The sequence below is a fragment of the Thalassotalea agarivorans genome (assembly GCF_030295955.1).
In the GTDB taxonomy this organism is placed as follows: domain Bacteria; phylum Pseudomonadota; class Gammaproteobacteria; order Enterobacterales; family Alteromonadaceae; genus Thalassotalea_D; species Thalassotalea_D agarivorans.
In genome coordinates, this window is record NZ_AP027363.1 from 2163020 (window position 1) to 2188222 (window position 25203).

The following is a 25203-nucleotide window of genomic DNA, read 5'->3' on the forward strand; positions in this document are numbered from 1 at the left end:
TAGCTGAGGTTAGGATAAGTAGAGGTAAGCTATACTGCAATGATTATGCATACGTATGCATACGTTTTATGGGGCCTGTAGCCTTTGCATACGTATGTAAACTTTATAATTTGCGCTTAAATATCAGTAAACTGAGTACAAACAACCCTAAAAGTGAAAGACAATTATTATGACAATAAAACAAAAGTTTAAGCAGTTGTCGTTAGCAGCGTTATCTATTTCGTTGTTTGCGTGTTCAGAGCAAGCCGCTGAAGTAGAACAAACAGTCGAACAAGCGGCACCAACTGCAAGCGTTTTAGCAAAAGACCTTGCCCCTTATTCAGAGCGTGGCATTGAACAAGAAGTTTTCTATTTTGTGATGCCAGATCGTTTTGATAACGGTGATACTGACAACGATATGGGTTCTAAAACTATCGCGTTGTCACGTGGTGGATTTGAACCAGAAAACCCTAAGGCATTCCATGGCGGCGATATGCAAGGTCTTATCAACAACCTTGATTACCTTGAGAATATGGGTATCACAGCAATATGGTTAACACCAATCCTGCGCAACCAAGCACAGCAGGGTGAAATATCGGGTTACCATGGTTATTGGGTTCTAGATTTTACTGAAATCGATCCTCATTTAGGCACTAATGATGACTTGAAAGCATTTATTGATGCTGCGCATGCAAAAAACATGAAGGTTTATTTCGACATCATTACGAATCACACGGCTGACGTTATCAAGTTTACAGAATGTCACGGTGAAGATGGTTCAGGTTGGTCACAAGGTGGTCAAGAATGTCCTTATATTTCACTAGCAGAAATGGCTGAAGGTAAAAAATACACAGCGATCGTGCCAGAAGGTAGCCTAACAGCAAAAACACCAGCATGGTTAAACGATCCTAAGTATTATCACAACCAAGGCGACACCTTCTGGGAAGGTGAAAGCTCATTAAATGGTGACTTCGCCGGTTTAGATGATTTATATACTGAAATGCCTGAAGTAGTTGAAGGCATGACGGACATCTATAAAAACATCATCACGCAATTTAAGCCTGATGGCTTTCGTATCGATACTGTTAAGCACGTTAATATTGAATTTTGGCAACAGTTTATTCCTGCGCTAGAAGCGCACGCTAAAGCTGAAGGCATCAATAACTTCTTCATGTTTGGTGAAGTATATGACCCAGAGCCTGCGGCGCTAGCACGTTTTACAACTGAAGGTACACTGCCGTCAGTCCTAGACTTTGGCTTGCAGTCAGTTATTTATCAAACCCTTGTTGAAAACAAAGGTACAGAAGCATTTAAAGTGCTATTTGACCAAGATCATTTATACAAAAATGCGGATCAATTGCTTACCTTCACGGGTAACCACGACATGGGTCGTTTTGCTTATCTGCTTAACAAAGACAAGCAACAGTATGATGAAGCTGCGGTTATCTCGCGCATCAACTTAGGTCACGCAATGATTTACTTCATGCGCGGTGTACCTGTTGTTTATTACGGTGACGAGCAAGGGTTTGTTGGTGACGGAAATGACATTATGTCGAGACAAGACATGATGCCATCGAAAGTACCTAGCTATAATGACGACGATCTGATTGCGACCGATAAAACGACAGCGGACAATAACTTTGATCCTACCCATCCGTTCTACATCGAATTAAAGCTATACGCAGACTTATATCAACAATATGAAGCGCTGCGTAGTGGCAAACAAGACGTTGTGTTTACAGAAGCGTCTGCTGGTTTAGTCGCTGTAACAAGAACAGCTGGTAGTGAAAAAGTATTAGCTGTATTTAACACAGCAACTGAAGCTAAAACACTTTCATACAATGTAAGTGGCGGTGAAGTGATTTACCCAAGTAATGCGACTATCACGGAAGAGTCAGTAACAGTGGCGCCGTTAAGTTTCGTGCTAATAAAGCTTTAATAGTTATTCTTAATCATAAAAAAAGCCGGTAATACCGGCTTTTTTTTTTGGCTTTTACAGCTGTTTTAAGAATTCATCATGTGTTGGCATTTTAGCAACATCACGCGCAATCAAGGTTTTTAAACTATCAATCAAATCTTCCATTTGTTTTTGCGTTAAACCATCGACCAATGGGTGATGGTCTTGTGGAATAATGCCTTGTCCTATCATCACTTGTTGCCACGCGACTTCTGTGAACAGTTCATCAACATCCCGATAAATCTTACCAGTCTCTTTAAATAGCGTAATGCGCTTAGCTAGAGATTCAGGAATTTCCATGCGCTGGCACTGTTGCCAAAAATCACTGTCACTACGCTCATTTACTTTGTAATGCAAAATGATGAAATCGCGGATTCGCTCTAATTCAAATACAGACAATTGGTTTAAGGTATCAACTTCACTCTGTTTAATGCCTTGGTGCGGGAAAAATTTCAACAACCTAATTGCAGCCGTCTGAATCAAGTGAATACTGGTGGACTCCAATGGCTCCAAAAAGCCACTCGATAAACCAATACTGACAACATTCTTGTTCCATTGTTTACGGCGGCGCCCGGTTTTAAAAGGAATAACACGAGGTTCACCTATGGCTTGGCCATCGAGGTTCGCCAGTAGAAGGGCTTTAGCGTCTTCGTCGCTCATATGTTTGCTTGCATAGACAATACCGTTACCAATTCGATGTTGTAGTGGTATGCGCCACTGCCAGCCAGCTCTATGAGCAGTAGAACGGGTGTACGGCGTTGTTGGGCTCACGCTTTCACAAGCGACTGCCATCGCTTTGTCACACGGTAAATAGTGCGACCAGTCCTCAAACCCGGTATTTAACGTTTGTTCAATAAGCAAAGCGCGCATGCCTGTACAATCAACAAATAGATCGCCTTGAATGTCGGTACCATCTTTTAACGTTATTGCCGTAATATGTCCTGATTGCTGACATTGCTCAACGGTATCAATAATACCTTCTACGCGTTTAACGCCATGTTTTTCGCTAAATTCACGCAAAAACATAGCGTACAGGCCAGCATCAAAATGATAAGCATAGTGAATGCCTGGCAAGTTTGTGCCGGTAATATTTGGCAAAGGGGCAAATTTGTTTTCTTTCGCCGCCTGATAATTAAGTGAAAAATCACCGAGTTCTTTGGTCATTCCTTGTTGGTGTGCTTTCACCCAAAAGTGCTGAAAATCACAAAACGGGAAATTTTTGCCAATACCACCAAAGGCATGCATGTAACTGTCTTGTTCTGTTTTCCAACCATCAAATTCAATCCCGAGTTTAATGGTGCCCTTTGTGGCCTTTAAAAAAGTCTTTTCGTCGATGCCAAGTGCCTGATTAAACTGAATCATTGGTGGTATGGTGGCTTCACCAACACCTACAATACCGATCTGCTCTGATTCAACGAGCGTAATATCAAGTGTTTTACCCAGCACTTTAGCCATCAACGCAGCAGTAATCCAGCCTGCAGTACCACCACCACAGATGACGACTTTGTTTACATTATCTTTATTCATTTACCTTGCACTTCAGTGAATTATGTAAGCTTAATTAGCATACAATAAAAAAGCCCTTGAACCTAAATTCAAGGGCTTTCCAACAAGCAAACTCTAAATCGAGGGGAGATTAAAGTTTGTAAGAGAAACCAAGTAAGTAAGTGCTACCGTAGTCTTGGTAATCACGTACTTGTAACGCATTGTCTCCAGAAAGCGTAGTAAATGGTTCTTTCGTTAAGTTGTAGCCCTGAAGGAATACAGATAAACCGTCTAAGCTTTCAAAACCACCTTCACCGAAGTCGTAACCGATTTGAGCATCAACTACTGTTTCGCCTAGGATGTCAACTTGTACTGTGTCAAAACCTACACCGTAGATATCACCTTTAAAGTCGCTACGCTTACGTGCACTTGCACGTAATTGCCAGCCAGCACGCTCAAAGTAAACTGTTACGTTTTGGATGCTGTCTGAAAGACCTGGTAATTCAAAGTCGTTACCGTTTGGATCTTGAATGTCTGATTCAATGCCTGTGTGACTAGCAATCAAACCTAAACCATCTAAGCTATCTGAGAATACGTTAAATGGTAATGTTACAGAAAGCTCATAACCCCAAAGGTTACCATTGCCACCGTTGATCTTACCGCTTTGAGTACCTTTTGAGTTCTCTGGTGGTGGAACGATACCAGTGTTTGGATCTGCTACACCTGTCATGTCAACTTCAAACTGACCGTCGAAAATCCAGTTGTCTAACTTTTTGTAGAACAATGCAGCTGAAACATAACCTTCTTGAGAGAAGTAGTTTTCGTAGCTTAAGTCTAAGCCTGTAGCTTCTTTTGGCTCAAGCTCAATGTTACCACCGCTAACAGACCAGTAGTTACCTTCTGAGTCAGGCGTTTGGCTGTATGACGTTAACAATGATGCATTCATTTCATCAAGACGCGCACGTGCGATTGTCTTAGCAAGACCTAAACGAAGCGTTTGCTCTTCAGTAATTTGAAGCGCTAAGTTTAAGCTTGGAAGTACGTGGTTGTAATCATGGCTTGCTGAAACAGGTGATGTTTGAACTACCCCATTTACGTTTTCAGAAGCTGCACCATCAGAAGATTGCTTAGTGTAAACATAACGTACACCAACATTACCTGTTAACGGCATGTCAGCAACTTCTAAGTCTAAATCCGCTTGGATGTAGGCATTAGTTACTTCTTCAGTCACCTGCCAAGATTTAGACGCGTGGCTTGTGTTTGTTAAGCTTTCAGCAAGTAAGTCGTATTCACCGTTGCGTAACATTGCATTTGAATCATATGCAATCATGTTACCCATACCGATAAAACCAAGGTCAACTGTACCTAAACGATATTGCTCTGGTACTACTGGCGTATCCGGGAAAGAATTGATTGTCATGAAGTAACCTTCAGAATCTTTTGTCTTTTCACGAGTACGATGTGAGATACCGTATTTAACTGCGCTTACAAAGTCATTATCTAACTCTTGCTCAGCAGCTAATTTAAGTGTTACTAACTCGTCATCAATTGATGGCGTGTTTAAGAAACCGTCTTGCGCTGTGTTTTCAAGTGGCGTACCAACGATGCCATACTTTTCATTAAGCGCTGAACTCCAACCCCATGTTAATGGACCACCTAGTTTGATTAGGTCGTAGTCACCATAGTCTAGGCCTGGGTTAAATACTGCACCAGTGTTGCCACCGTTGAATTCATAACCGATGTCGTCTGGAATACCTACGTTGTCACCACGACCAGTACCTGAGTAGCTCTCTAGAGACCAGATAGTACGTTCAACCGCAGAGTAACTTGCGTCAAACTCTAGGATAAACGTTTCGCTTAGTTGATAAGAGGTATTGAAACCTAAAGACGTTAGGTCTGCATCACGCTCTTCGTAGTCATTACGTACTACAACTCGTTGACCTTGAGTAACAGCTGATGTGATAAAACCAGTTTCTTGGTCAACAACAACTGAATCAGGATCGATTGTGCCTTGACCCCAAGCAAATGGTACTTCGATACCACGTAAGATTTTTTCATCTGTGAAGTTTACATATAACGCATCTAACGTCATTTGTAATTTATCTGTAGGTTGTGCTTCCAACACCAACATCGCTGAATCACGGTTTAATGTTGAAGAACGAACGAATGGTTTTGCACCACCTAAGATAGAGTAATTGTTGCCATCAGGGCCTGTAAACTCTGGGTAACCCCAAGAGTTCCAACGCTTCTCTTGGTTAGGAGAAGTCATTTTTGAGTAAGCAAATGCAACACCAAATGTGTCACCTGCAAACTGATCGATATATGAGAAAGTACCACGGAAACCAGTGTCATCACCGTCTGGGTTAAGCTTTTCGAAGCTTGTTTTCTCAAATTGACCGTTGAACTGAATCACTTGACCATCTTGGCTTAATGGCTTAACTGATTGCATATCAACGATACCAGCAATACCTTCCGCTTCTAAGCTAGCACTTGGCGTTTTGTATACTGTAACGCCTGCCATAACTTCTGAAGGATATAAGTCGAACTCAACGCCACGGTTGTCACCGATTGACACTTGTTCACGACCGTTAAAAGTTGTGCCACTTTCGTTTTCACCAAAACCACGAATCGATACTTTACTTGCACGACCGTCTAGACGCTGTGCAGCTAGACCTGGAAGACGTGCAATGGATTCTGCGATTGAAGAGTCTGGCAATTTACCGATATCTTCTGCTGAAATTGATTCAACAACTTCTGATGAATAACGCTTTGTGCTAATTGATTCGACGATACTGCCACGGAAGCCTTTAACTTCAATAACTTCTACGTCTTGCTGTTCCGCTTGGTTTTCATCTTGCGCTTCTTCTGCTGCGAAAGATGATGCGCTCATGGCAATAAAACCGCTAGAAAGCATAGCAAGCGTCAATTTGCTTGGCTTAAACTTTAACATGGATGATTCTCCCCTTGCATCGCTGCTTAGTAATTGTATAAACCTTATCTAGTAAGGCTTTTATGTTGTTGTTTAATTTACATTCAACGTTAATTGAGGCTCCTAATATAAAGAGGCATCAAGGCAAAACCTACTTTTTGCATACGTATTCAAATTTATGCAAAACCGCAGAGGTTTAGTTACAACTACTTACAAAATGGACCGTCATTATAACATTTTTATTGCTATAGCCCTTTATCCACAAAGCCTTTGCAACTCGACTGTTTTTAGAAAGCGTTTTTAAAAGTTTACAGATGTAAACGTTTACCCCTTCATTTTTGAATACGTATGCAAAATGGAACCTAGACTTGGTGTATCGGCTAAAGCAAGTAAAAATGGCTATGCTTATAAAGACACAAGAAACAGAGAAAGCAATGAAAAGATCTTTGACACTTATTACAGCTAGCTTATTAGCCGCGTGTAGCGACGCTCCCGTAAATAATTCGCTATCGCCTTCAGAATATTCGGCACACTGGATTTCTCAAGACACCTTGCTGGTGCCCAGCGACCAAGGTGAAAACTTAACGTTAGTTGCTCAAGACCAACGTATTGTATTTACACGCGAAACGGACGCCATTGTTGATAGTAACTATCCTCATTTATCAGCGTTTTCTGTATATAAAGCAAATATTACAGACGATGCAGCCAAAGCTGCGTTAAAAACAGCATTGGTCATTACCAATGAATCACAAGACTATGTGAGCAAAGTGCAAAAGGCCGGCGTAATTGATTTACTCTATACGGCTGGCGAAAACGATGCGAACGAATACAACCAATTTGGCGCAATGGTAAAACAAGATGCTGTTTCCTTCGCACTTTGGGCTCCTACGGCGCAATCTGTGAAGGTTAAGCTGTACAACAAAGATAAAAGCTTAAAACATACTCAGCAACTAGAGGAAGATGCTGCAACAGGCATTTGGCATCTAGATACTAACCAAGCAGTAGCCACCGATTTTTATCGTTATGAAGTCACGACTTATCATCCACAAACCCATAAGGTAGAAGTTATTGACGTAACCGACCCTTATTCAATCTCTTTATCGACCAATAGTGAATTTTCACAGATCGTCGATCTTTCTTCAGCGCAATTAAAGCCAGAAGGATGGGATAACCACGTTGTCCCAGGTATTAACGATCCGTTAGATAATATTTTTTATGAGTTACATATTCGTGACTTTAGTGCCAGCGATAAAACACAACCTGCAGCCGATCAAGGCAAATATGCAGCGTTTAGCAACAGCGAAACCGATGGCGTAAAGCATATTACCATGTTGAAAGAGGCAGGTATTAACACTATCCACTTATTACCTGCTTTCGATATTGGCACGGTTAATGAAGAACCAACGCAACAGTTTGATCAGCAATCTAGCATTAGTGAAATTTGCGCTATTGTGCCAGATTTTTCTCTGTGTGATAGTGACATCGACAAGCAACAAAGTTTGCAACAAGTCCTTGTTTCAGCACCTTCAGATACTTTTGCCCAAGATATCGTTTCTCAACTGCGAGCCCACGACAAATACAACTGGGGATACGACCCATTCCACTACAATGTACCAGAAGGTAGCTACGCTAAGGACAGTGACGGCTATAGCCGTATCATTGAATTTAGACAAATGGTACAAACCATACACGAAATGGGCATGCGCGTAGTGATGGATGTTGTTTATAACCATACCCATGCAGCTGGCCTTGCTACAAACTCTGTACTCGACAAAGTTGTGCCAGGTTATTATCACAGATTAAATCCGCTCACCGGTGCGATAGAGCAATCAACATGCTGCGACAATACGGCAACAGAGCACGCAATGATGGATAAACTAATGTCTGATTCGCTTGCGCTGTGGACTGAGCAATACAAAATTGATGGTTATCGTTTTGATTTAATGGGGCACCAGCCTAAAGCAGCCATGCTTGCCGCACGCGATCGCGTTCATGCGATTGATCCAGACAATTACTTTTACGGCGAAGGCTGGGATTTTGGCGAAGTGGCAAAAGACGCAATTTTTGAACAAGCGAGCCAATCTAATTTAGGCGGCACAGATATTGGTACCTTTACTGACAGATTACGTGATGCCGTGCGCGGCGGCGCCTTTAATGCACAAGGTGAAGATATTCGTAAAAGCCAAGGTATAGGCAGTGGCTTGATGCATATGGAAAATGAGCTTATCGCAACAGATACACGTGCAAAATACGACGAATATCAAGACATTATTAAATTAGGCCTGGCCGCCAATTTGAAGCAGTTTAGTTTTACCTCGGCACAAGGTAACAAAGTAAAAGGTACAGATGTACCTTATGGTGGCACTATAGCAGCCTACGCGTTAAAACCCGCTGATACCATAAACTATGTCTCTAAACATGATAATCAAACGTTATGGGATAACAATCAATATCGTTTGCCTTATGACACGACAACAAAACAACGTGTGCGAATTCAAGCGCAAAACTTAAGTTATCCATTGCTCGCTCAGGGAATTCCATTTATTCATATGGGCAGTGAATTGTTGCGTTCAAAATCTTTCTTACGAGACAGTTACGACTACAGTGACTGGTTTAACAAAGTAGACTTTAGTTACAACACGAATAACTACAATGTAGGGTTGCCGCCGGCAGAGAAGGATGAAGCAAACTGGGCAATTATCAGAACGCTACTTGAGCAAAATGATGGTCGAGATCACGTGACAAAAGAAGACATTGTTTTTTCACGAGACGTATTTTTAGATTTTGTTCGCGTAAGAATGAGTAGTAAGTTATTTAGATTAAACACTGCTGAGCAAATCGTTGAAAAAGTAGATTTTATTGAGGGTAACAATAATGTTATTGCGATGCGCCTAAGCGACTCAGGAGAAGCACAAATTGACCCAACAATAGACGAAATTATTGTTATATTTAATCCTCGTACTCAGCCACAAAGAGTATCAGTTGAACAGGCAAAGGCCTTTGAGCTACACCCTGTCCAACAAGCGGGTAGCGATGACGTTGTTAAGCAAAGCAAACTGCTAGACGCAGCCATCGAAGTGCCAGCACTAACAACGGCTGTATTTGTAAGAAAAGCTAGCTAACGCTAGCTTTTCTGCGAAGCACGAATATTAGTAGCGGTAATAGGTATAAAACGCCACCACCGCTGCTACTTTCCTGTGGTCTTTGTCGAATCGTCACTCGAGCACTAAACACCTCGCCAGCATAGCCATTGATGCTAGGTTCAATATCTATCGTAAGCACCCCTTCAAAACTTGTATCGGCAACAATACCATTAGCATTTACGCGATAGTTTTCGCCATCAAAAATTCTGATTTGATCAGCAACAGAGTCTTGATAAGTAAACGTGCTAGGCGAAATTGCAATGAGATCCCCTGCAAAACCAGACAAAGGGCTTTGACCGGTAATTTGGGGCAGCACCAAATTGTCTATTTCGAAGTCACCATGGCTTACCGCAAAGAACGGCGCGGTAGAGCACTTAACGAGTACTCTAGCTTGCTCTGTTTTACCGGCAGGCATCTCGGTTAAGGTATATGCACCATTGTTCGGCACATTGGCGGCAAGTTGCTGGTCAAAGACGCCAACCTGGGCACCAGACAAGAAAATATCGACAGATGCACAGCTTATCGGTGCGCGATCTGTACCGGCGACATTCCATAAAATCTCTGTACTGCCCGCTTGCCAAACTTCATCTGTTGTCGGTTTAGTTACGTCAAAAGCCTCACCTGTATTAACAACAGTTAAACGGGTATCTTCAAACGCGACATAGCCATTACCATCTCTAACTGTTAGTCTGAAATTAAGTGTTCTGTCTGTTGTCGGCAGTGACTCACCTAACGTAGATACTTCATTTAAAATATCCGACATTTGAGGGAAGAAGCGCTGCGACACGGTTAAAGGGGCAAATACTCTAAACAGCGGACGTGTGCCATCATCAATCATTTGTGCTGCGCTATTGGAAGCTGAGCCTAGATCGCGTTGCTCCCAACTATATGACAACTGGTCTCCATCACTATCAGCAACTTCTGCATCAAGCACAAAGGGCGTATTTGCAGGAATCGTATATTCAGCGGTTACATTTATCGTTGGCGCACTGCCATCTATATTCTCAGACACACCACAATCAGTCATATCGGCGCGATTAACAAATGCGTGAATCTGTTCTATTGAGCCTGCGTTAAAAAATGGGTCGACAAAACGCTGTAAATTTTGACTGCCACATAAGCCCGCATAAGACATAATTGTTGAGCCACTACCCGGTTCATAAGCCGAACCAGCCACTCTATTACCTAGACAATTGCTCGCTTCACCATTAAAACTATGCTCCGCACCAAATTGATGACCTATTTCATGAGCGACATAATCAATATAGAAGCTATCATTGATTGGACTTGGGTTACCTGAAACACCATCACCTTTAAAATTTGCATCACACACAGCAGAAATTACGGCTAAGCCCCCTGCTCCCGTGTTAACAACGTGACCTATATCGTAATTGTTAACGCCAATGATGTCGTTTAACAGCGCCGTGTTTAAGCCACCGTCTTGACTATCATTATTAAATGGGTCTGTGCTGGCATCTTCATAAATAATCTGGTCGTTGTTTTCAACAAGCTGAAAAGAAATTGCTAAATCTCGTTCAAATACTTGATTGACTCGATTTACCATCGTCGTTATTTCAGACAAGGCTAATTCAGTGGCGTTAGTTGCTCCATCGGCATGATACTGCGTGTATTCACCAGCCGCGGCTACCGCTAAACGGTAGGTTCTGCGCAGATTATTAGCGGTACGCGCGGATTTTTGGGCGCTATTAACTTGCTGTGTTAAATAGTCGACCATTTTCGGCGGCAGTTTTTGTGGGGCAAGCGCACTGTCGTTGCGCTTATCGCTCTGAAAATAACTGTAGTAAAGGCCTTCAAATCCAGGTTTTGGCTCGATAAACACGGTATCTTGTTGGTAGTAAAACATACCGTGGAAACCCTTGGCGGTGATATCAAAACGCCCTATAGCATCGCTTTGTCCGTCCGCGTAGGCCTTAAATGTTTTAATGCTGCCATATTTTTGTTGCAATGGCTTGGGCAGAACATCATAGGGAACCAGCGATAAACGAGTTAACGTACCGCTAGGTGTCGGCACTTCGATAGAAATGGTAGCAACGTCAGCATTCAATCGTTGCTGCAAGCCATTAAAATCATTAATGGAAAAACTATGGTATGACGAGGATAAATCTGATGTAGCCGGTTGAAATAATGGCGCCTGCTCTGCTGAAGCTAGAGTAGGTATAGTGCACACTGCGAAACATACAAAAGACGCAAAAACAGTGCTTAATGGTCTACGTGGATAAATCATAAAAATAGCCGAGCTAGTTAACATCAGTTTTAATATTAACAATGCTCGGCCAATTAACCAATAAATAACTACGCCTTTACATTTCTTCTCAAAAGACTAAGTGCCATAACGCACAACAACCACCAAACACTACCGCCACTGCTTGAACTGCTTGCAGCTGGTGCTTTTACTTCAGTTTGTGACTGGTTTTGCTGATTACTATCAGTTTCGTTACCTTGGCTCTTATCGCCATTGTCACTATCACCGTTGTTATCTGATTGGTCTTGTTCATCGCCGTTGTCATCAGTAGACGAATCATCTTGCTCTCCGGCGTCATCTCCTTCTTGCTCATTGCCGCCGTCTTGTTCTTCTTCTGTGCCGTTATCTTCGCCACCTGCTTCTTCGCTCGGTGTTACTGCAATTGAAAAGTTAAACGCTTCGCCCTCTCTTCCCTGATAGACAGGGATAACCTTCACAGACAAATCACCAACAAACGCCTGATTAGGCGTAACCGCATTGCCGTTGACGACATAATTTTGGCCGCTTAAAATCGCTATTTCTTCTGCCACAATATCTTCAAATTCAAACATATCGACAGACACCGTAATAGATTGACCTTGAACAGTAGACATTTGCTCCGCTGCAACTATTTTCGCGACAGCCGGCGCTACAACTTCAATAGTAAAACTGTAGACTTCACCTTCTAGAGAGCCTGCACTCGGTATAACTTGTACTGATAACTCACCGACAAAGTCATTTGATACAACAAGTGCATCCCCTTCCACCTGATAGTTGTCGCCTGACAGCAGCTTGACAGCGTCAGCCTCAATATCATCGTAGTCAAACAGGCTTGGCTCTATAACTAACTTTTCTCCACTTTCTATCGCTATATTAAGGTGACCGACAATAGCTGGCGCTTGCAACGCTTCAACAGACACTTTTGCTTGATAAACCTCGCCTTTATCGTCCCCTTTAACAGGTCGCACACCAACGCGTAATTCGCCATAAAAATCATTGTTCGGCGTAACCACTTTATTACTAAATGTATAGTTGTCACCTGGCACAACCTCAAAGTCATCCGCAGGACCATTAACATAGTAGAAGTGCCATTTCTGCAAGGTTAATGTTTGCTGTTGTGCTACAGAGATGTTTTTCTGACCAGAAATAGAAATCATCGGTTCTGGCTCTGGCTCAGGTTCTGGCTCTGGGTCAGGCTCTGGCTCAGGTTCAGGCTCGGGTTCTGGTGCGGGAGGCGTCACGTCGGCATCTGTACTGATAGAAAACTTACCTTCGTTAACGGCAAAAAATACATTATCACTACATTTAACTTTTACCCGAGCATTTTCTGTACTCGTTACACTTTCAATAGAAAATGTTGCCGAACCGCTATTTGCAGTACCTTTAACAAGATCTAGATCAAAGTTTTCACCGTCTGTAGCAAGGGATATATCGACTTTTTGACAGCTTATGTCGCCACTACTGGTACCTGCTACATTCCAATGAACAGTAGCCTCAGTGCCAGACCATAGTGCATTAATCGCCGGCGAGGTAAGTTTAAAAGATTCGCCAGTATCGACGACATTTACGCGCATCTCGTCGAAGCTGTTACCACCTCGACCATCTCTAACCTGCAGTCGAAAATTTAATTCACGTGTCGTAGTCGCGTATGTTTCGCCTTTAGATGTGCTATTGGCTAATACATCGGTCAATCGTGGGAAGGAGCGAACGGCATGATCTACCGGCGCGTATACACGAAAAAGAGGACGCTCACCGTCATCAATCATTTCTGCGGCACTACTTGACGCGGGGCCTAAATCACTTTGTTCCCAGCTGTAAGATAAGGTATCTCCTTCGGCATCTGTTGCACTACCTATTAATTCAAATGGTGTATTAGCTGGGATGGTATAATCGCCACCTGCATTAACTACTGGCTCTGCGTTTTCTTCATCTTCAAAACGTCCACAGCGCTTACCATCTTTGTTTTCGATGTAATTACGAATTTCGCTAATCGTGTGACTGTTAAAAAATGGATCCGAATCTGTCTGAAGATTTTGATCGCCACATAACCCCGAATAACTCATGATAGAGGAGCCACTGCCTGGTTCATATGCAGCGTATGAACGACGACCACTACCACAATGGTTTTTAGTGCCATTAAACGAATGATCTGCATCTAACTGGTGACCAATTTCGTGGGCTACATAATCGATATAAAAAGCGTCATTATCAGGCTTCGATGCCCCGGTCACACCATATCCTTTAAAGTAAGTGGAACACACACCTCCGATTGAGGCGAAACCGCCACCTTTGGTTGTCAGCACATGGCCTATGTCATAGCCGTCAACACCAAGAATTTCATTTAAAGTATCGGTGTTGGTGTTGCCATCCGACGTGCTGTTATTGTACGGATCCGATCCAGCATTGGTGAAAATGATTTTGTCGTTATCGTCGACTAACTCAAACTTAATACCAACGTCCTGAACAAATACCTGATTCAATCGATTAACAATTGTTGTCATTGCTGACAACGCGTCTTCTTTTGTGCCGCCATGATAGTTGGTGTATTCACCTGTTGCAGCCATAGCGAGTCTATATACTTTGATTCGTTTTTTAGACACTTCTACCGACGTGGTGTCACTAGCAACAGCCTTCGCAGAAACGGTTTTTGCTTCTATTGCTCTGCGAATTGGTTCATGTCTGACAAACGCATCACTTACTTCTGACGAAGACGGCTTTCCGCTGTATACGGCATAGTTACCCTTACTCGCTTTTATCGCATCAACGTAATAGATTTTGTTTTGATGACGAAACATCGCATTAAAACCATGTGCGGTAACATCAATAACCGCCGTTGAACCATTCGAAGAACGACCAGTAAACGTTTTAAGCTGAGGAAATTTAGCGGCTAATTTTGGGGTGAGTACATTGCTGGGTGTAAGCGAGAAATACACCAGGTCACCGTTAGGTAAAGGTAATGCAATCTGTTGTTCTGTTGATGATTGGTTGAAAAACTCAATGAGCTGGCTTTCATCCGTTGAAAAGATGACTTTACCATTTATTTGTTGCTGACCTTTTGCCGCAACGACAGTTTTTGACCATTGATTAAATGTGTGTTGATTTGCTGTCGCCGTATTTATGCTAACAACAAAAATAATAAAAAATATTCGAAATACTCGAATCATTCTGCACCCCAAAGCTCGCGCACCTGATTACTTTGCATGCAAACACATGCAAAACAGCTGGAAGCTCACGCACAACTGGGTTGCTGCAAAAAGAATTGTCGTTCAAACACACTACTGCACAACCACGCAGATCAAATGGTTTGAAAAAGCCACACTACTTTTTACGAAGAAATCGTTTTATACTCCAAAACGCATAAGATGGTTAAAACTTCTCGTTTTATTTTTATTCTTAGCACCTAGGAAAGAAACCGATAACACAAAACAGCGGTTACGTAATTCTTCCTCCTATTTCTCTTATTTATTGTTATTTTTACGACAAGCATTCTACGTAAAGTTTCGTGTAGAAAACAACCCCAAAATGTAAAATATTTGTTAAGTTTTGATCATTTTTTAACCAATTTATTTACATAACAATAACTTAGGTGATGATATTTTTTTTCATTTTTTTACATTTAGGCCTTATTTCTAGGCGGTTTGTAACAAAAATGTAGTGTTTGAACGACAAATTTTGTTGCAAAAATTCAGTTAAACATGCAATGTAAGCGCTTTCAATTAGTCAAGGAATTGAGCATGCAGTCGCAAAATAATAATCTATTTATCGTCCTTATAGCGCTCGTCGCAACCATTGGTGGATTTCTATTTGGTTTTGATTCGGGTGTTATCAACGGTACCGTAGACGGCCTAAAACTAGCTTTTAACTCAGATAGTATGGGGACAGGATTCAATGTCGCCAGTATGTTACTTGGTTGTGCGGTTGGCGCATTTTTCGCCGGCACACTTGCTGATAAATATGGTCGTAAAACATTACTAATCGTCAGTGCCGTATTTTTTATCATCAGTGCTTGGGGAAGCGGTATTGCTGCTTCTTCAGGTGAATTTATTGTTTACCGCATTATAGGTGGTATGGCGGTTGGTGCAGCTTCTGTGATGGCGCCAGCCTACATCAGCGAGATAGCACCTGCGCAGCAACGAGGTATTTTAACCAGTATTCAACAAGTGGCCATCATTTCCGGTTTGTTTATGGCTTTTGTCAGTAATTACCTACTTGCCGACTTAGCGGGAGAGTCTACAGCCCTACTTTGGCTAGATTTTGAGGCGTGGCGATGGATGTTTTGGATAGAGCTGATCCCTGCTAGCCTATTCTTTGTTTTACTTTTCCTGATCCCTGAAAGTCCGAGATTTTTAGTTGCAAGCAACAAAAAAGATCAAGCACAAAAAGTACTAGCGTCTTTATATGGCGAGAAAGAAGCAACTGACAAAATAGCAGAAATTCATGACTCACTAGCCAGTGACCACCATAAACCTCGTCTTAGCGATATCTTTGTAGAAAAGACCTTGCGTGTGCGCAAAATAGTGTGGATTGGTATTGGTTTAGCAACATTTCAGCAGCTTGTTGGTATCAATGTTGTCTTTTATTACGGCGCGGTATTGTGGCAAGCCGTTGGCTTTTCTGAAAGCGACGCACTGATGATAAATATCATCAGTGGCGGCATTAGTATATTAGCCTGTTTTATTACCATGGTTGTTATCGATCGTATTGGCCGTAAGCCATTATTAATAATTGGCTCTGTTGGCATGACGGTAACCTTAGCGCTAGTTGCGTTCGCGTTTAGTAACGCAGAAACCACAGCAGATGGAAGTCTCGCGCTTGGCGACTATGGCACGCTTGCGCTGATTTCTGCGAATGCCTATGTGTTCTTGTTTAATATGTCTTGGGGTCCTGTGATGTGGGTTATGTTGGGCGAAATGTTCCCTAATCAATTACGTGGCTCGGGACTTGCGGTAGCCGGTCTGATGCAGTGGTTAGCAAATTTTGCTATTACCATGAGCTTCCCTATCATGCTAGCTACAATCGGTTTAGCAAGTGCCTACGGCTTTTATGCAGTATGCGCACTACTAAGCGTAGTATTTGTTATTAAGTTGGTTCAAGAAACCAAAGGCAAAGAACTCGAACAAATGGAAGGTTAAAAAAAAGGAGCCAATTGGCTCCTTTTTTTATTTTGTTTGAAAGATTGCGTCAACCGTACCTTGTGCTAACGGGTGATACCCTGGTCGCGCTTTAGCATACACTTGTTTCGCCCACGCTTTATTACCAGATTCAGCGAGCATTTTATATAAAGGTACAATCAGCTTTCTGCGGCCGATCCCAACCAAATATTTTTCCAATGCAGGCTTAACCTCTTCATAGCCATTGCTCAATGCTAATTTATACCATGCATGCGCAATCTCGGCATTAGTGCTATTTGTGAGGTTATAAGCTTTATCGAGTGAAACCATTTTTTCTTTAGGTAAGTCTCTAGGCAAATTATTAATAAAGTGCAACCACTCATGAACCGTCCAATTTTGGGTATTAACCTGTGCAGTTTTACCCGCTACCCACTGTTGTGATTGTTCGTCGACTTTTACAAATGCATCCGACGTTGGATTTGGCGCATCTTTTGGCAACCCTTCACCATAGATCCATTCGTTTAATTTCTTGTCACTAACCACACCTTTATATTTGTGCGTTAAGTTTTCTTTGATGTATTTTACAAACCCTGTTGTACCTATGCTCTGAAACGCATGGTCATTAAAGTACTGCAATAAAAATGCATCAAACTTTTCACGGCCAAACTGTTGTTCTAAGTAAATAAGGAATAACTGCCCTTTTGTATACGGAATACTTGAAAACGCGTCATCAGGGTCTCTGCCAGCAAGATCGATATACAATATGGTATCTTTAGGCGGAAGCGCTTTTATTTGAGCTTTCAACCCTTGCGTATCAAGTGCCTGCTCCATAATTGCTCGCTCTTTACCAAACACGGCTTCCATGATGCGGTTTTCAACATAACTGGTAAATCCTTCGTTTAACCACAAATCACGCCAACTTTCATTGGTCACCAAGTTACCCGACCAAGAATGAGCCAATTCATGCGCAATAAGATTCACTAAACTTTTGTCTCCTGCCACAACGGTAGGTGTTATAAATGATAACCGTGGATTTTCCATACCACCGAAAGGAAAGCTAGGCGGTAGGATAAGTAAATCGTATCTCCCCCAGCGATAAGGTCCAAACAACTTTTCCGTTTCATCTATCATTTTCTGAGTATCATCAAACTCAGCCACCGCTGCATCGACCATTGAAGGCTCAGCATAGATACCGGTTTCATCACTCATTGGCTTAAATGAGATATCTCCCACCGCTATAGCTAGCAAATAAGGCGGTATAGCTTGAGGCATTTCAAAATAGTAATCACCATCGCGCTCTTTCTTTGGATCATTGTTGGCACTCATTACCGCAAAAACATCGTCTGACGTTCTAATGCGAGCATCATAAGTCATGCGCACAAATGGTGTATCTTGAATGGGAATCCATGAGCGGGCATGTATTGCCTGGTTCTGACTAAACATGAAAGGTAACTTTTTGCCTGCCGTTTGCTCGGGTGACAACCATTGCAAGCCAGACGCCTTATCCGTTGATTTGTAATAAACGCGAATTCCCTTGGCCTGAAAAACTGGCGATATTGTCAATTTCGCACCAAGTACATCATCGCGAGCCGCTAATTTATATTTTACTTGCTGCCAGACGTTGCCATCATCCTTTGCCATAACCTTACTGATCACAAGATCTCTTGTGTCGAGCACAATATCCTTGCTGTTTTCATTTAACCATTGCAACTTTAATTCAGCGTAACCATCCAGTGACTTTTGCTCGAAGTCTACAGACAAATCTAAATGAAGGTGGGTTGCAACAACCTCCTCATAATTGGCATAGGTGTACGCATCTATCGGTTGTTGTGTAGCAAAGCTATTAAACGTGATAAAAGCAATTAACACTAAAATCTTTTTCATGAAAGTGACTCTTTTAATATAATCTTGTTTTAAGCGTAATGAATGTATGAATAGGCATCAAGGTTATCGCCCGACTAATCAACATTGTATACAATTTAAAATGCGAACTCGAGAAATTAATTTGGTTGTATCAGGGTCTTAACACCAAAATGATAACTACCGATTTTTTCGTGGAAACTAGTTTGGCATAATGTCGGTTTTTAAAAATAAGACAGTAATTTATGAACAAGACAACAACGCAAGAACAACCAGCTACATTCGCGCTAAGTGAACGATTTCGTGGCTACTTCCCTGTTGTTGTCGACGTAGAGACTGCTGGATTTAATGCGCAAACAGACGCTTTGCTTGAAATAGCAGCCACCATGCTAAAAATGGATGAATCTACCGGCGAGCTTAGCAAAGATGAAACCATTCATTTTAATGTCGAACCTTTTGAAGGCGCAAATTTAGAAGCATCCGCCCTTGCTTTTACCGGCATAGATCCCACAAACCCTTTGCGCGGCGCTGTTGAAGAAAGCGATGCACTAAAGGCGATGTTTAAAACAATTCGTAAAAAAATGAAAGCGGCAGGATGTCAACGAGCCATCATGGTAGCTCATAATGCCAGTTTTGATTTAGGGTTTGTGAATGCCGCAACGCAACGATGTTTGATAAAGCGCTCCCCTTTCCACCCATTTGCAAGTTTTGATACAGCGACGTTATCAGGATTGGCATTTGGCCAAACCGTATTAGCGAAAGCGTGTCAAAGTGCAGGCCTTGCTTTTGATAACAGCGAAGCACATTCAGCACTATATGACACCGAAAAAACAGCAGAGTTATTTTGTTTGATCGTCAACAAATGGCAATCTCTTGGCGGTTGGCCGTTACCCGTACCACCTGAAACAACAGAGAACGACTAAGCGCTCTAAAATTTTGACGGTAATTTGCTACGGTTCACGTGACGACAAGCGATATGACGAATCCCAATAACCAGCAGTACTAAGCCACAAAATTGCCAGTAGTAAAGAATACTTTCTTTGATGAGTCCAACGCCAAAAGCTATGTAGAGATAAGGCATATATTCATATATGCGCTGCGGTACAACATGTTTTCTTAACAAGGGACTGTCGTTGCGAATGTCTTTCGACAATGCGATTTGAATGGTCGCCGCTAACAAAAAGCAGATCCCTGCTAGCACATACCAAAGTAGATGTTGAAAGCTAAACGTAAGGTAGCAAGAGATGCCTACCAGTAAGTATGATAGCCACTTAAGTGCTGATTGATTGTCCATGCGCGCCCTCCTTGTCGCACTATTGCCTACTAATAGGTTTAGCGCAATTTCACAAAAGATCAATGAAGCGGGATGTTGCACTAACATTTAGACAAAAAAAAGGCCGCTCATCGGCGGCCCTTTTCATCGCAATAAATTATAATTGCTCAGAGTTTTCAGCTAAGTATGAAGCAACGCCTTCTGGAGAAGCGTCCATACCTTTGTCACCCTTGTTCCAACCAGCAGGACATACTTCACCGTGCTCTTGGTGGAATGCTAACGCGTCAACCATACGTAACATTTCATCAACGTTACGACCTAAAGGTAAGTCGTTTACTACTTGATGACGTACTTGGCCGTCTTCATCGATTAAGAATGAACCTCGGAAAGCAACACCAGCTTCTGGATGCTCTACGTCGTATGCTTGACAGATTTCGTGTTTAACATCAGCAACAAGTGTGTATTTAACTGGACCAATACCACCTTCGTTTACTGGTGTGTTACGCCATGCATTGTGAGAGAACTGAGAGTCGATTGATACACCAATTACTTCTACGCCACGGCTTGCAAATTCTTCAAAACGGTGATCAAATGCGATCAACTCTGAAGGGCAAACAAAGGTGAAATCTAACGGGTAGAAAAAGATAACCGCTTTTTTACCTTTAATTGCTTCAGCTAAGTTGAAGTTGTCTACGATTTCGCCGTTTCCAAGTACCGCTGCTGCAGTAAAATCAGGTGCAGGACGACCTACTAATACACTCATGTTTTTCTCCATTGTTTATTATTGTTGTGTAGTTGTTACACAGTCAAAAAATCAAAATATGTAGTCAGGTTACTACTAAGCGAATTACTCTGCTTCTTGAGTAGCAGCGCGCTCAGCAGCTTCTTTAATTAATGGTTGCAATTCGCCTTGCTGATACATTTCCATGATAATGTCACAGCCGCCGACTAATTCACCTTCAACCCACAATTGAGGGAAAGTAGGCCAATCAGCATACTTTGGTAATTCAGCACGAATATCTGGGTTTTGTAAAATATCTACGTACGCAAATTTTTCGCCACACGCCATTAACGCTTGAGACGCTTGAGAAGAGAATCCACAGCTAGGCAATTTAGGTGAGCCTTTCATGTAGAGTAAAATACTGTTTTCAGCAATTTGCTGTTTGATACGTTCAATAGTATCCATGGTAACCTCTTAAATTTAGCAGATACTAGTTCAATGGGGACCACTTCCCAAAATTCAACCAGTGGGCAAAGCATTTACGCAAATAATTGCGAATTAGTTTATTTTGCATAATTTAAAACAAAAAAATTGCTATAACATCATCAATACATTGATAAATGCCCTAGCAATACCTATAAATTTAAGTAAACTATGCAAAGGATTTAATACCCGAGTATTTTACTTGGTTTTTTATAAAAGCAAACACTTCTTTTGCTTTAATTTAAAATAAAAACTTATAACCCCATTTTGGAGAATATCATGGCGATCGAATTACCAGCATTACCTTATGCTCAAGACGCACTAGAGCCGCACATTTCAGCGGAAACGTTAGAGTATCACTACGGTAAACATCACAATACTTACGTAGTTAAGTTAAACGGCTTAATCGAAGGTACTGAATTCGAAGGTAAGTCTTTAGAAGACATCGTTAAAACATCATCAGCAGGTGTTTTCAACAACGCTGCTCAGATTTGGAACCACACGTTTTACTGGAACAGCCTAAGCCCTAACGGCGGCGGTGAACCATCTGGCGCACTTGCTGACGCAATCAATGCAAGCTTCGGTTCTTTCGCTGAATTCAAAGCAAAATTCACTGACATGGCGATCAATAACTTTGGTTCTAGCTGGACTTGGTTAGTGAAAAAAGCAGACGGTTCTTTAGATATCGTAAACACTTCTAATGCGGCAACTCCATTGACTGATGAAGGTGTTACACCATTATTGACTGTAGATTTATGGGAACATGCATACTACATCGATTACCGTAACCTTCGTCCAAGCTACATGGAAGGTTTTTGGGCACTAGCTAACTGGGATTTCGCGGCACAAAACTTCGCGTAATTACAGTTGATAATGACTCAATAAAAAAGCGGGCTAAGCCCGCTTTTTTATGTCTTTTTATACGCTGATGAGCGCCACACTGTGTTTAGTCGTCTGAAAGCTCTTTCAGCACGTCATCTTTTAATTCAGCCCAAAGTTTACCCGACTCTAAACCAAACATACGTACAGCTAACACTGCTTCGTCGTATTTACCGGCTTGTGCTAACTCAATCAAGTTCTCGTAATAACCACGCGAGATTTCTCGGCCTTTCGGATGAGAGAAGTACATGCCACCGATACGAGAATACAAACCCTTGAAACCATTTAACACCAATAGATAGATCGGGTTACCTGAAGCCACCGCTAATTCTTTATTCAAGGTGTAATCAAATTCTGCGTATGCATCGCCGTTATCTTCAACATCTTTATAACCGCTAAGTAATTCAATGGTACGTTCAGGATTGTTTCGAATTGCACCTCTAATATAGATGGCACTGATATTGGTACGTGCAGACATTAGGTTGTCGACCAGATCCGGAATGCCGTCTTGATCCAGCTTCGCTAATGTTTCTAAGATATTAAGCCCTGACGTTTCCCAAAAGTTATTAACTTTAGTTGGTTTACCGTGCTTAATCGTAAGCCAGCCATCTCTGGCAAGGCGTTGCAGAACCTCGCGTAACGTTGTACGCGTTACCCCAATTAACTCTGAAAGTTCTCTTTCTGCTGGCAATATTGAACCAGGAGGAAAGCCACCATTCCAGATAGATTCTACAATGTATTGTTCAGCGAATCCCGCTGGAGAATGTGCTTTAATAACCATGACTACTGAGTGTTCCCTAGCGTTATTATCATTATTTGTTCAACTGATTGTACCAGAAGAAATGTTATGTACAAGCGCTGTCTATTTATGCTTTTTAGAATAACCCTAAATTCCCTGCGCTTTCATAGTTTTGTTGTGATATATTAGCCGCCAAATTTTTCACCTCCCAGTTTTACCTTCGACATCCTAAGCAGACGTTGCTGGTTTAAAGGATATAAAATCAATGCAAGAATCGGTCTTGAGTGCCTTTTATAAGAACTTTTTAGGGCAATCACCTAAATGGTATAAAACGGCTATTTTATCTTTTTTAGTAATCAACCCAATTCTCTTCTTTTATGTAAGCCCTTATATCGCCGGTTGGGCGCTTGTGCTGCAGTTCATTTTTACGCTTGCTATGGCATTAAAATGTTATCCGCTTCAGCCAGGTGGTCTACTTGCCATTGAAGCTGTTGCCATAGGGATGACATCACCTGCGCAGGTAATGCACGAAATACAGGTGAACATTGAAGTACTGCTGCTACTGATATTTATGGTTGCAGGCATTTACTTTATGAAGAACTTGCTACTGTTTTTATTCACTAAGATTATCACCAAGATTCGCTCTAAAGTCGCTGTTTCACTGATGTTTTGTTTTGCTAGCGCCTTCTTATCAGCATTCTTAGATGCGCTAACAGTGATAGCCGTTATTATCTCTGTGTGCGTTGGTTTCTATTCGGTATACCATAAAGTCGCTTCAGGTAAAGAAGTTCATCATGATCACGACCACACAAACGATGAATCAGTCGCTGAATTTTCTCGAGAGGAACTTCAGCAGTTTCGTGCCTATTTAAGAAACCTATTAATGCACGCCGGTGTAGGTACCGCTTTAGGCGGCGTATGTACCATTGTTGGTGAACCGCAAAATCTTATTATTGGCGCACAAGCCTCTTGGGAGTTTGCTGAATTTGCTATTCGCATGTCGCCTGTCACTATTCCGGTTGTTATTGCTGGTTTATTTACCTGCTATCTATTGGAGAAGGTAAAGTGGTTTGGCTATGGTGTGCAATTACCAGAAAACGTGCGCAATATCTTAATTGAGTATGAGCGTGAGCAAAGCGATAAACGCAATACTCGCGAAAAAGTAAAGCTTTATATGCAAGGTGCCATTGCTATCTGGTTAATATTAGGCCTTGCCTTTCACCTGGCGGCCGTTGGTCTTATCGGCCTTTCTGTTATTATCCTAGCTACCACATTTACTGGCGTAACAGATGAACATCAAATAGGGCATGCTTTTGAAGAGGCATTGCCTTTTACCGCCCTATTGTCGGTATTTTTTGCCGTCGTCGCCGTTATCATTGATCAAGAGTTGTTTACTCCAGTGATCAATTGGGTACTCACCTACGAAGGCAATATGCAGCTTGTACTGTTTTACCTTGCTAACGGCTTCCTATCTATGGTGAGTGACAATGTTTTTGTCGGAACGGTTTATATTACCGAAGTAAAAGATGCGTTAATTAACGGTCAGATCACAAGAGAGCAATTTGATATGCTTGCTGTTGCTATTAACACAGGTACTAATTTACCTAGTGTTGCTACGCCAAATGGACAAGCGGCATTTCTATTCCTATTAACGTCAGCATTGGCTCCCTTGATTAGATTGTCATATGGCCGTATGGTGATTATGGCGTTGCCTTATACCATTGTACTGACCATTGTTGGACTGCTTGCAATATCATCTGGATTCTTAGAAAGCCAAACGCAAAAGTTCTATGACCAAGGCGTTATTACTAAATATGAAGACAAAGCCGTCGAAATAAACACAACACCAGCAAAACACTAACAAAAACTGAAGGATAAACCACATGCGATTTTTAAGTGACCTAGTAACCAATAAATATGCTTGGTGGACACTAGCGGCAAGTGCACTTTTACTTGAGCTTACGGCACTTTATTTTCAATATGCAATGGATTTAGCGCCATGTATCATGTGTGTTTATCAACGTGTTGCAGTGTTTGGTTTGTTGTTTGCGGGCTTAATTGGTGCGTTTAGTTATCGTCATGTCATTGGACGAATCGTAGCCTACATAGTGTGGGGTATTAGCGCTATTTGGGGTCTAATAATTGCGCAAGAACATATCTTGATGCAGGGCCCGGACGGTTTTTTATATACCTGTGAATACATCCCTAATTTCCCTAAATGGGCGCCTCTACATGAATGGTTTCCAGCTCTATTTGAAGCGACCGGTGACTGTGGTGAAATTAGCTGGCAATTTTTAAGTTTGTCTATGCCACAATGGATGTTGGTCTTCTTTTCATGTTTCGTGTTAGCGCTTTTTATTCCTATTTTGGCCAAACTAATCAAAGACAAAACACTTTAGTAA

General features: G+C 41.8%; 16 protein-coding genes. 7 read left to right on the forward strand and 9 right to left on the reverse strand.

Going from position 1 to position 25203, the window contains the following annotated elements:
- The first annotated feature begins 169 nt into the window (after nucleotides 1-169).
- The gene (locus QUD85_RS09925) at nucleotides 170-1918 is read left to right on the forward strand and encodes an alpha-amylase family glycosyl hydrolase (RefSeq protein WP_093328278.1); all 1749 of its coding nucleotides are present in this window, start codon (nucleotides 170-172) and stop codon (nucleotides 1916-1918) included.
- 54 nt (nucleotides 1919-1972) lie between these two features.
- On the opposite strand, the gene QUD85_RS09930 is transcribed toward QUD85_RS09925, so the two are convergent.
- Together QUD85_RS09930 and QUD85_RS09935 are read right to left on the reverse strand one after the other, a co-directional pair.
- Nucleotides 1973-3463 carry a tryptophan halogenase family protein gene (locus tag QUD85_RS09930; protein WP_093328277.1) on the reverse strand — a complete coding sequence of 497 codons (1491 nt, stop codon included), beginning with the start codon at nucleotides 3461-3463 and terminating at the stop codon, nucleotides 1973-1975.
- Between the two features lie 109 nt (nucleotides 3464-3572).
- Nucleotides 3573-6371 (reverse strand): TonB-dependent receptor, encoded by a 2799-nt coding sequence (locus QUD85_RS09935; RefSeq protein ID WP_093328275.1) that lies wholly within the window; start codon nucleotides 6369-6371, stop codon nucleotides 3573-3575.
- A gap of 413 nt (nucleotides 6372-6784) precedes the next feature.
- On the opposite strand from QUD85_RS09935, the gene pulA reads away from it, so the two are divergent.
- On the forward strand, nucleotides 6785-9472 hold the full coding sequence (gene pulA / locus QUD85_RS09940; RefSeq protein WP_177168853.1) for a pullulanase-type alpha-1,6-glucosidase: 2688 nt from the start codon (nucleotides 6785-6787) through the stop codon (nucleotides 9470-9472).
- On the opposite strand, the gene QUD85_RS09945 is transcribed toward pulA, so the two are convergent.
- Nucleotides 9465-11738: a reprolysin-like metallopeptidase gene (locus QUD85_RS09945; RefSeq protein ID WP_177168852.1), complete on the reverse strand. Its 2274-nt coding sequence runs from the start codon at nucleotides 11736-11738 to the stop codon at nucleotides 9465-9467. The genes pulA and QUD85_RS09945 overlap by 8 nt on opposite strands.
- 68 nt (nucleotides 11739-11806) lie before the next feature.
- Nucleotides 11807-14899, reverse strand: a complete 3093-nt coding sequence (locus QUD85_RS09950; protein WP_093328271.1) for a reprolysin-like metallopeptidase — start codon at nucleotides 14897-14899, stop codon at nucleotides 11807-11809.
- Between the two features lie 570 nt (nucleotides 14900-15469).
- Between QUD85_RS09950 and QUD85_RS09955 the strand changes: the two genes are divergently transcribed.
- A complete protein-coding gene (locus QUD85_RS09955) occupies nucleotides 15470-16867 on the forward strand; it encodes a sugar porter family MFS transporter (RefSeq protein ID WP_093328269.1) in 1398 nt (465 codons plus the stop codon).
- 27 nt (nucleotides 16868-16894) lie between these two features.
- On the opposite strand, the gene QUD85_RS09960 is transcribed toward QUD85_RS09955, so the two are convergent.
- On the reverse strand, nucleotides 16895-18730 hold the full coding sequence (locus QUD85_RS09960) for a M1 family metallopeptidase (RefSeq protein WP_093328268.1): 1836 nt from the start codon (nucleotides 18728-18730) through the stop codon (nucleotides 16895-16897).
- 221 nt (nucleotides 18731-18951) lie between these two features.
- Here QUD85_RS09960 and rnt point away from each other — a divergent pair, with 221 nt between their 5' ends.
- A complete protein-coding gene (rnt, locus tag QUD85_RS09965) occupies nucleotides 18952-19629 on the forward strand; it encodes a ribonuclease T (RefSeq protein ID WP_093328266.1) in 678 nt (225 codons plus the stop codon).
- Nucleotides 19630-19634: 5 nt separating this feature from the next.
- On the opposite strand, the gene QUD85_RS09970 is transcribed toward rnt, so the two are convergent.
- From QUD85_RS09970 to QUD85_RS09980, 3 genes are all read right to left on the reverse strand, one after another.
- Nucleotides 19635-20000 (reverse strand): hypothetical protein, encoded by a 366-nt coding sequence (locus QUD85_RS09970; protein WP_093328265.1) that lies wholly within the window; start codon nucleotides 19998-20000, stop codon nucleotides 19635-19637.
- A gap of 136 nt (nucleotides 20001-20136) precedes the next feature.
- Complete coding sequence (locus QUD85_RS09975; RefSeq protein WP_093328263.1) at nucleotides 20137-20742, reverse strand: peroxiredoxin; 606 nt, start codon at nucleotides 20740-20742, stop codon at nucleotides 20137-20139.
- Nucleotides 20743-20826: 84 nt separating this feature from the next.
- Complete coding sequence (locus QUD85_RS09980) at nucleotides 20827-21165, reverse strand: Grx4 family monothiol glutaredoxin (protein ID WP_093328262.1); 339 nt, start codon at nucleotides 21163-21165, stop codon at nucleotides 20827-20829.
- A gap of 297 nt (nucleotides 21166-21462) precedes the next feature.
- On the opposite strand from QUD85_RS09980, the gene sodB reads away from it, so the two are divergent.
- A complete protein-coding gene (sodB, locus tag QUD85_RS09985) occupies nucleotides 21463-22044 on the forward strand; it encodes a superoxide dismutase [Fe] (protein ID WP_093328260.1) in 582 nt (193 codons plus the stop codon).
- A gap of 85 nt (nucleotides 22045-22129) precedes the next feature.
- Here sodB and fadR read toward each other — a convergent pair whose 3' ends face one another.
- Nucleotides 22130-22843: a fatty acid metabolism transcriptional regulator FadR gene (gene fadR, locus QUD85_RS09990; RefSeq protein ID WP_093328259.1), complete on the reverse strand. Its 714-nt coding sequence runs from the start codon at nucleotides 22841-22843 to the stop codon at nucleotides 22130-22132.
- A gap of 223 nt (nucleotides 22844-23066) precedes the next feature.
- Here fadR and nhaB point away from each other — a divergent pair, with 223 nt between their 5' ends.
- Together nhaB and dsbB are read left to right on the forward strand one after the other, a co-directional pair.
- The gene (gene nhaB / locus QUD85_RS09995) at nucleotides 23067-24662 is read left to right on the forward strand and encodes a sodium/proton antiporter NhaB (protein WP_093328257.1); all 1596 of its coding nucleotides are present in this window, start codon (nucleotides 23067-23069) and stop codon (nucleotides 24660-24662) included.
- A 22-nt stretch (nucleotides 24663-24684) separates the two neighbouring features.
- Nucleotides 24685-25200 carry a disulfide bond formation protein DsbB gene (gene dsbB / locus QUD85_RS10000; RefSeq protein ID WP_093328256.1) on the forward strand — a complete coding sequence of 172 codons (516 nt, stop codon included), beginning with the start codon at nucleotides 24685-24687 and terminating at the stop codon, nucleotides 25198-25200.
- Nucleotides 25201-25203 lie beyond the last annotated feature (3 nt).

Coding starts and splice junctions, on each gene's coding strand:
- QUD85_RS09975 (WP_093328263.1), bottom strand. CDS start 20,742: ATGAGTGTATTAGTAGGTCGTCCTGCACCTGATTTTACTGCAGCAGCG.
- QUD85_RS09935 (WP_093328275.1), bottom strand. CDS start 6,371: ATGTTAAAGTTTAAGCCAAGCAAATTGACGCTTGCTATGCTTTCTAGC.
- nhaB (WP_093328257.1), top strand. CDS start 23,067: ATGCAAGAATCGGTCTTGAGTGCCTTTTATAAGAACTTTTTAGGGCAA.
- pulA (WP_177168853.1), top strand. CDS start 6,785: ATGAAAAGATCTTTGACACTTATTACAGCTAGCTTATTAGCCGCGTGT.
- QUD85_RS09955 (WP_093328269.1), top strand. CDS start 15,470: ATGCAGTCGCAAAATAATAATCTATTTATCGTCCTTATAGCGCTCGTC.
- QUD85_RS09945 (WP_177168852.1), bottom strand. CDS start 11,738: ATGATTTATCCACGTAGACCATTAAGCACTGTTTTTGCGTCTTTTGTA.
- QUD85_RS09950 (WP_093328271.1), bottom strand. CDS start 14,899: ATGATTCGAGTATTTCGAATATTTTTTATTATTTTTGTTGTTAGCATA.
- QUD85_RS09970 (WP_093328265.1), bottom strand. CDS start 20,000: ATGGACAATCAATCAGCACTTAAGTGGCTATCATACTTACTGGTAGGC.
- dsbB (WP_093328256.1), top strand. CDS start 24,685: ATGCGATTTTTAAGTGACCTAGTAACCAATAAATATGCTTGGTGGACA.
- QUD85_RS09960 (WP_093328268.1), bottom strand. CDS start 18,730: ATGAAAAAGATTTTAGTGTTAATTGCTTTTATCACGTTTAATAGCTTT.
- rnt (WP_093328266.1), top strand. CDS start 18,952: ATGAACAAGACAACAACGCAAGAACAACCAGCTACATTCGCGCTAAGT.
- fadR (WP_093328259.1), bottom strand. CDS start 22,843: ATGGTTATTAAAGCACATTCTCCAGCGGGATTCGCTGAACAATACATT.
- QUD85_RS09930 (WP_093328277.1), bottom strand. CDS start 3,463: ATGAATAAAGATAATGTAAACAAAGTCGTCATCTGTGGTGGTGGTACT.
- QUD85_RS09925 (WP_093328278.1), top strand. CDS start 170: ATGACAATAAAACAAAAGTTTAAGCAGTTGTCGTTAGCAGCGTTATCT.
- sodB (WP_093328260.1), top strand. CDS start 21,463: ATGGCGATCGAATTACCAGCATTACCTTATGCTCAAGACGCACTAGAG.
- QUD85_RS09980 (WP_093328262.1), bottom strand. CDS start 21,165: ATGGATACTATTGAACGTATCAAACAGCAAATTGCTGAAAACAGTATT.